The following is a 7,598-nucleotide window of genomic DNA, read 5'->3' as shown; positions in this document are numbered from 1 at the left end:
GGCATCATCATACTATCAAAGTTCCTATCGCGGGAGAGGGGGTAGATCGAAGTGAAATTAAAAAATCTGTGACCAATTCAAAATAAAATCTTGTCTATAAAAACTTCAGGGACGTTGCCTATGAAAAATCAAGAAAAAAAACTTGCTAAACCCAAGCAAATGACTACCTTTCTCAAACTTTGGCTTGCGCCGGTTTTGTTTATGGTGGGCTTATCCATTATTCATTTATGTTTTCAAAATAGTGATTTTTTAAAAAAACAACTCGCTATAACTCCAACAATTAGTACTTTAGAGCAAAGTATTTTTTATCTTTGTATTTTTCTTGGCGTATATTGGCTGGCGGTACGGGTTATCGATAAAGCCTTTGTCTTGGTGAGGGATACGAGTTCTTTTGATGAGCATTCCCTCATTAAAATCGTGTTGCCCCTCTTTGTTGTAGTGCTCAAAATTTTGGCTTTCTTAATTTTATTTAACGTTTTAGTACAATACATTAATATTTCTGCAGCGATGTCGTTTATTTTAACGAAGCTCACCAGCATTTTAATTATTGTGGGAATTAGCTGGATTTTATTTAAAGTGGTGGATGTGGTTGAACAATTATTAGTGCATCGCTATCTACCCAAAAAAAGTGGGACCCTCGCGGCACGGAAAATTTATACCCAAACCCTTATTATAAAACGGATTGTATACAGTTTAATTGTCATACTCAGCTTGGGCGCAATCTTGATGCTTTTTGATAATGTGCGAGCCCTAGGTGCTAGTGTCTTAACCACAGCCGGTGTGGTTGGGCTTGTCTTTACTTTTGCCGCCCAGAAATCCTTGACCAGTATTTTGGCAGGACTTGAAATTGCGTTCACCCAGCCTATAAAAATTGGCGATACCGTGGTGATTAATAACGAATTTGGCACCATTGAAGAAATCAATTTTCGCAGTGTAGTCGTTAAATTATGGGATTGGCGACGGTTAGTGGTACCTACGAATTATTTTTTAGAGAATGTCTTTCAAAATTGGAGCCGCGATAAAAATAATAATTTAATTGGCACCGTTTTTTTATACGTAGATTTTACTCTCCCCGTTATTCAATTACGTGAAGAGTTAAATAGTATATTAAGTAAGTCACCCTTATGGGATGGAAAAGTGGGTAACATCACGGTAAGTGATTTGCAAGCGCAAGTCATGCAATTGCGGGTCTTAGCCAGCGCTAAAAATGCCGATGATGTTTCTGCGCTACGTAATGAAGTCCGCGAAAAGCTTATCCATTACATTGTGACCCATCATCCAGCATCCTTGCCCAAATCAAGGAGCATTAGCGAGAAATTACCCGATCTCATGGTAAAACCGCTATAGAGTCTTACTTCTTATTTATAAGGGTTCAGGCTTCTCTTTAGGCACTCGCTCTTTGGTGTCTATTGGTCTTGGTTTTTCAAAGGGCTCTTTCATTATAAAATTCATCGTGGTTCTCCTAGACTATTTTTTTACTATTAAAGGCGCTTAGGCTTAATTAACTGACTGTACTTTTTTATGGCTACTACTAGTTGAATTCTTGCGCGTTGAACAACAAATTTGAATGGGTATATGTTTAATTTTAGTACATTATTTGTTTTTTAGGGAATGAATCTCGTTGCTGTACCGTTTATTTTTGTCAAAACTGTTTTCATATTGATCATTGTAAATCCATTTTGCTGTGCTAAATTTATAATTACCTTGGCCGATAAGAAGAACTTATTATGAACACTACTTTATCTCTGGGTCTGGGGGCTTTATTTGTTGTATCGCAAGGAATCAGCGCTCAAACGACATCAATCGCCCAACCGACCACCTGCATTTCAACTCAATTTACCGCCAGCGGGTCTGCCTATTGGAAGTCTGTTGTTTTAAAGTTAACTAATAATTGTGGGAAGACAGTAGATTTTCAAAATGCTAGCGTCTCCTTTAAATCAAAAACTCCGATAAATACAAATTTTTGGGGTGATTTTGCGCCTTTAGCCTATCCAGACAATGAATTAAATATTTCATCCCAAGCTCAAGGAGATGGAACTTATTTGGCAAGCCTCTCCCTGCATTTTCCAACCTACTCCCCAAGCTCCACCCAATTACCAGCAGGAAAATTTATCCAATTGAAATACGGAGTAGCCTCTCATGATTATGTGGAAGGCAGTGCAAATGTCTATTTAAATTCAGTGGTGGGCACAGGCTCCTTGGCTTTAAAGAATAACACAGCTAAACCTACTACTATAAATCAGACTTATGCCTTAGTACATGTAAGTATGAATGGTCAAAATATTAAAGATATTCAAGTACCCTGGGGTTCGAGTATAAGTGTTGCAGGACTTGCAGCGGGAACCTACAATTTATCGCCTGAGGATATCAGTGCAAGTAATGGTACAGTGTATAAAGGGACGGTGTCACCTACGAGTGTGGTAGTCCTTGCTGATAAAACGGTTAATGCAAGCCTTAGCTATTCAGCCGTAACGCCTCCACCAACGGAGGGCAAAATAAATCTTAAACTAGGGCAGCAACCTCAAGAGCTGGTGGGTTATAGTACCAACCCAAGCGTGCTCTTAACTCAAAGCCCTAATGGTAATACGGTATCTAAAACGGTGGTCTGGAATAGCACTACAGTGCTTGGTCAATTAAGTGATGGCGGTACTTATAACTTGTCCTCCACCCCCATTAGCTATAATGGTTATAACTGCACCCCGCTATTTAATCCGGCTTTAGTGATTGCGCGCGCAAGCCCGATTCCCTTAAGTACATTGACTTATCAATGCGCTCAGGTTAATCAAGCTTCAATAACTATTGATGTCAAAGGTGCACCTGCTAGTTTAAGCAGTTTAAACCTTACGTTTACACCTACCAACAATAGCAATGCTATATCGCAATCGGTTAATTTGGCTAGTGGGACAGGAACGGCGACAGTGCAATTAGCGGAAGGCATGATCTACAATGTCACTGCTGATCCTGTGGCAGGATATTCTGCCACTATTTCACCCCAACCGTTTACCGCCACTGCGAATAGCACTGTGTCGCTTAGCTTTACTCAATTAGCGGATAATGGTGGACGCATCATCACCTATATCCCTGGTTGGAAAACCCCACCAACTGCGCAATCCTTGGCAAATGCGGGCTATACCCACGTGATGATCGCTTTTGGGGTGTTTAGTACCTCAACTCCAGGGGTAATTGTACCGGCTTTCGACACCGTGACTAAGAGCTATATTCAATCCTTGCATCAAGCTGGGATCAAAGTTATTTTGTCTCTAGGTGGTGCCTCCTCAAGCCTTCCTAATACGAGTGTTGATTTCCATCAAGTTCTCGCTTCCGCTTCTTCAGCAGATGCCTTTAAACAAAGTTTTATTAATTCCTTAACGGGATTAATAAGCAATTACGGCTTTGATGGCTTTGATATCGATATTGAGCATGGCCTCAATGGAGGAGGAACCTTTAGTCAGCCTCAAGGCGATATTGCGGTGTTAGCAAGTATTATTAATGCCATGCACAGCCAAAATCCCGCTTTGTTGATTACTTTAACCCCTCAAGTCGCTAATATTGCCGCGACTAGTGGTTATGATGCAACTTGGGGTAATTATGCGGCTTTAACCATGCAAACCCATGATGCTTTAGCGTGGGTTGGTATTCAACTATATAATACCGGTTGTGCCTATGGTATTAACCAAGTTTGCTACGGTGCTGAACCCACATCCAATCCTGATTTTTCCGTTGCTATGGCAACGGATTTATTAGCCAATTGGCCAGCTAAATTAGCAAATGGTACCAACACCGGATTCCAACCTTATATTTCCTACTTGAAACCTTCACAAGTAGTTATTGGTTATCCCGCCGCTAATGCCAGTGGCGCAAGTGATGGCGCTCCTGCAACCCCCACAACCACCATTAAACGGGCACTGCAATGTTTAAAAACAGCCACGGCAAGCAGCAGTAGTTGTGGTAGTTATGTGCCTCCCAAAGCATATGGTGCGATAGGTGGAGTATTTAACTGGGAGGCCACCTACGATCAAAACAACAACTTTAAGTTTGCAACTGATCTGAAAAACTGTGTTATTAATGGTGTTTGCAACTGAGGGTTGGCAGAAAAAATTAATTGATAGGATAGAGTCCCCCTTTTAGGGGACTCATTTTAAGTAAACCCACCTTTAGCTCTTCACTCTCTTGTGAGCGCCTCTAGATCTTAGGTCTCACCTTGCCTTAGTCTCAATTCTTAGTTCCCAGCCTTTTCCTTAACCCATTGCCAATTTGGAGCGCCGGACTGATATGTAATTTAAAAACCAAAATTGACAAAATAAAATACACCTATGTATAATAAAGTCCAATATAAATTAATTGCACTAAGAGATTAAAATGCCAGTTACAGACAAACTTCCTCAATTTCATGAGGCCATAGTCCGCAAACATTCTATTGAAGTACTATGCAAACTCCTATGTACCCATCTTGGTAAAAACTAATAAGGACGAGATAATTACCTGGAAGGAGCATTATAAAGCGCTTAAGGGTGGTTACGGAAAAGAGTTGGCAAAGCTCTTTCAAAGGGTGGATAAATATGGCAATTCGGCCATTGTCTGTGCGGTGAATGTAAAATACCCCGATCTGCTTGAGCTAGTTAAACTCGATTTACCCGATCAAGCTAATCCCGACTGCGGCTCAAGCTGGTTTTCCTTCATCGATCCAGCTCTATGTAAGGCGAGTAAAACCAAAGAGAACATTGAAAGCATTCTGTTCGAATATCGTAATGATTTGAATAAATTGTCTGCCTTGTTATTTAATAAAGATCAATGGGGACGTCGGCCTATTGACTATATGACTGCTTCCAATCTTGCATTCGCACTGACTGTGTTAGGTTTTGCTCTCAGCGCTTCTGAGCTTGAAACGAAAAGACTAAGCAGCGCACAACACTTTCTTCATCGTTCCATGGTCACAGAAATATCAAGTCATCTTAATCAGCTTAAAGATACTCGCTGCCTAGAGCAGTGGGATCTAGACATGGAAGCGAGTTTTTCGGCTGAACAACGTCAAAGACTCCTCAACTTTGATAAGGTGGTTGAGGTCTTGCCATCAGCTGGCGCTGATTTCATTGACAATCTACTTGAAAATATAATTGACGTCATTGACCCTGATTATGCTAGTGATCTTACCCGACCAGACTCACTGAATCATGCAAAATCTGATGATGGAAAGGGAAGAGCATGTTTATCTGGGGAAGAAGTAGCTTATTATAAACAGCTTAATGCAGCTAGAGCTAAGCATCTTCAAGATAATCGAGATAAGAAAAATTTTTCAGACGCCCTGAGTGCAGTATTTAGTAAAAGATGTACATATAATAAATCAATAATTCAATATGCCGCGGGCGTAGAATCACCCTATCTTAAAGACCTGTGTATGCTGGATTTACCTCAGCCAGGAAATGCTTACTCAGGGACTTCATGGCTTATTTTAGTTGATCCTTCCAAATGTAAGTTTAGCAAAACAAAACAAGTGATAAAAAACATACTAGCAGAAAATAGCTCTGATCTAAGAAGGTTTCATGCTTTGTTATTTACTAGGGATATGAATAGCCGCTGTCCAATCCACTATATGCATCCGCAACTAATCGTTTATGTGGCGAAGTTGTTAAACATTCAAGGGGCGTATACAGATTCTAAACGTTTGCAATTAATTACAGCTACGATTGAGGAGCGCTTAGAACTCAGCTTTAATTCGGCTAAAACCGTAAGAAAAACTAGCACTGAATTGATGTTTAGCGCCTCGCTGAGTGAAATACAGCAAGCCATAGAGTTAAAGCGTCAAGCTCTTGATAAAACGCAACTATTAATTGACCGGATAACAGAGGCTTTTGCAAAAACTAATCGCACCGAGGAGGCTCTATTTGCTTTTAAAGATAAATACCTGCCCGAAATCATAGAGGCAAGCGAGAAAAATTTAATCGATCAAGCTATGGGAGAACAATTGATTGATAAAATAGTTAATTTTAGCTACTCAGAAAGCGTCCAGCTATCTACCCCATCCTTTTTCAATCGCGCTGCAGAAAAGAGCGCTTTAGGAAAGAAGGTTCGTTTCCAAGATCCTGACATTAGCTCCCCCGCCCCTTAGGGACGTACTGGCCTGTACTAGGCGTAGATTGATTTGTCGCAAAATAACCTGTGGGTAACTTTTGCGGCAAATGCTTTTAACTGGATGGTGTCAATCTAAATTTCTTTAAGCGATGATGAACCTTATTTCTAGCATTATTATTCCAACCTTATGCAAGCTAAAAATGACAACTGCCTTTGCGAATGGTTTCAACCGCTTCGGTTTTTCGGTGGTTGCGGGAATCAATAATTTTTTAGGAACTGAGCCTTTAGCCAGCCTAGTCCCCTCTGAGTATCTTCCTCCCTTAGCTTTAAGTAATTCTGCTTTCTTTAAACCGGTGGCCAAAGTGGAAGGAAGTCGAGTTGATGATGCGGAAATAGAGCGAATGATTAACTATTATTTTCCATCCGCCTAAAAATGAAAAGATAGCATTTTATGAGCGCATTGTTTATGATGTGCGCTCATTTTTTTACAATAAGTAGGAAACTATGCTTCGTTTTTTTAAACCACTTGCTGAGGCTGGACGTAAAATTGCTGTTGAACTTCCCATTCTTGCAGCGGGAGTAGGGGTCGGTTATGCGACAAGGAAGATACTCTTAGCCGGCTTTAAACATGCTCAACCCTATATAGCCCCTGAACTAAAAGAACAGGAAGCGCACACCGCTACTCCAAGCCTAAAATAATGTTTTTAAGCAAATTTTTAATTTTCGTCTTATACTTTATGTCAATAAGTCATTAAAAGAGGATTGGACATGGACGTTAAGAAATATGTTGTTGCATTATCCTTATTTACCCTAGCTAATACTGCTGTTTTTGCCACAACAGCAGAAGGCGAGGAAGCATATAACCAACAGCATTTTGAAAAAGCGTATATGTTATTGTCCGCAGAGGCAGAAAAGGGTGATGCTAAAGCCCAGTTTCTCCTTGGTAAAATGTATTATAACGCAGAAGGGGTTACCTACAGCCCCGAGAAAACCGAAAAATGGCTCTTGGCATCCGCCAATCAAGGCAATGCCGATGCCCAAGTACTGCTCGCGGCTTTTTATTGGTATCAAAACACCCCCGAAGGCTTTTCCAAAGCGGTTTCTTGGTATCAAAAAGCAGCGGATCAAAATAATCCCGAAGGCCAATATGGCCTAGGCTATATGTATGATACCGGTTCAGGGGTTCCGCAAAATTATGAAACCGCCTTAATCTGGTATAAAAAAGCAGCAGCCTTAGGGAATTCAAATGCAGCCCTTGCCATAGGTTATGATTATGATATGGGCATAGGGGTCGAAAAAAATAAAACGGAAGCAGTGAAATGGTACGATAAAGCCGCAAGCCTAGGAAATGTTAGTGCCCAATATAATTTAGGTTTAATGTATGAACAAGGTGATGGAGTTACTCAAGATCTCATGTTACGCACATAAACTTGTAGTTTGACTAAAAAGCATTAGAATTCCGCCCTTAATTTTAGGGAGGGAATTAAATGGATATGCTTGATCTTTATAGTGATTATTTGATTTTCCAA

Annotated in this window: 6 protein-coding genes; all 6 read left to right on the top strand. The window is 40.4% G+C overall.

What is annotated here, in order from left to right; translation table 11 throughout:
• Window positions 1-120 precede the first annotated feature (120 nt).
• The 6 genes from ELY15_RS11865 to ELY15_RS11840 all read left to right on the top strand — a co-directional run bounded on the left by ELY15_RS11865 (window position 121) and on the right by ELY15_RS11840 (window position 7,497).
• A complete protein-coding gene (locus tag ELY15_RS11865; protein WP_127100292.1) occupies window positions 121-1,347 on the top strand; it encodes a mechanosensitive ion channel family protein in 1,227 nt (408 codons plus the stop codon).
• Window positions 1,348-1,727: 380 nt separating this feature from the next.
• Window positions 1,728-4,082, top strand: coding sequence for a glycosyl hydrolase family 18 protein (locus ELY15_RS11860; protein WP_127100290.1), 2,355 nt, complete (start codon window positions 1,728-1,730; stop codon window positions 4,080-4,082).
• Between the two features lie 335 nt (window positions 4,083-4,417).
• The gene (locus ELY15_RS11855; protein ID WP_127100288.1) at window positions 4,418-6,106 is read left to right on the top strand and encodes a hypothetical protein; all 1,689 of its coding nucleotides are present in this window, start codon (window positions 4,418-4,420) and stop codon (window positions 6,104-6,106) included.
• Between the two features lie 163 nt (window positions 6,107-6,269).
• The gene (locus tag ELY15_RS11850; protein WP_158617466.1) at window positions 6,270-6,500 is read left to right on the top strand and encodes a hypothetical protein; all 231 of its coding nucleotides are present in this window, start codon (window positions 6,270-6,272) and stop codon (window positions 6,498-6,500) included.
• Between the two features lie 73 nt (window positions 6,501-6,573).
• Entirely contained in the window at window positions 6,574-6,768 is a 195-nt protein-coding gene (locus ELY15_RS11845; RefSeq protein ID WP_127100284.1) for a hypothetical protein, read from the top strand.
• A 69-nt stretch (window positions 6,769-6,837) separates the two neighbouring features.
• On the top strand, window positions 6,838-7,497 hold the full coding sequence (locus tag ELY15_RS11840) for a tetratricopeptide repeat protein (protein WP_127100282.1): 660 nt from the start codon (window positions 6,838-6,840) through the stop codon (window positions 7,495-7,497).
• Window positions 7,498-7,598: the final 101 nt, after the last annotated feature.

Origin of the sequence: Legionella sp. km772 (assembly GCF_003989735.1) — a bacterium.
Lineage (GTDB): Bacteria > Pseudomonadota > Gammaproteobacteria > Legionellales > Legionellaceae > Legionella.
Note: the sequence above shows the minus strand (reverse complement) of the source record. Positions and strands in the feature narration are given on the sequence as shown.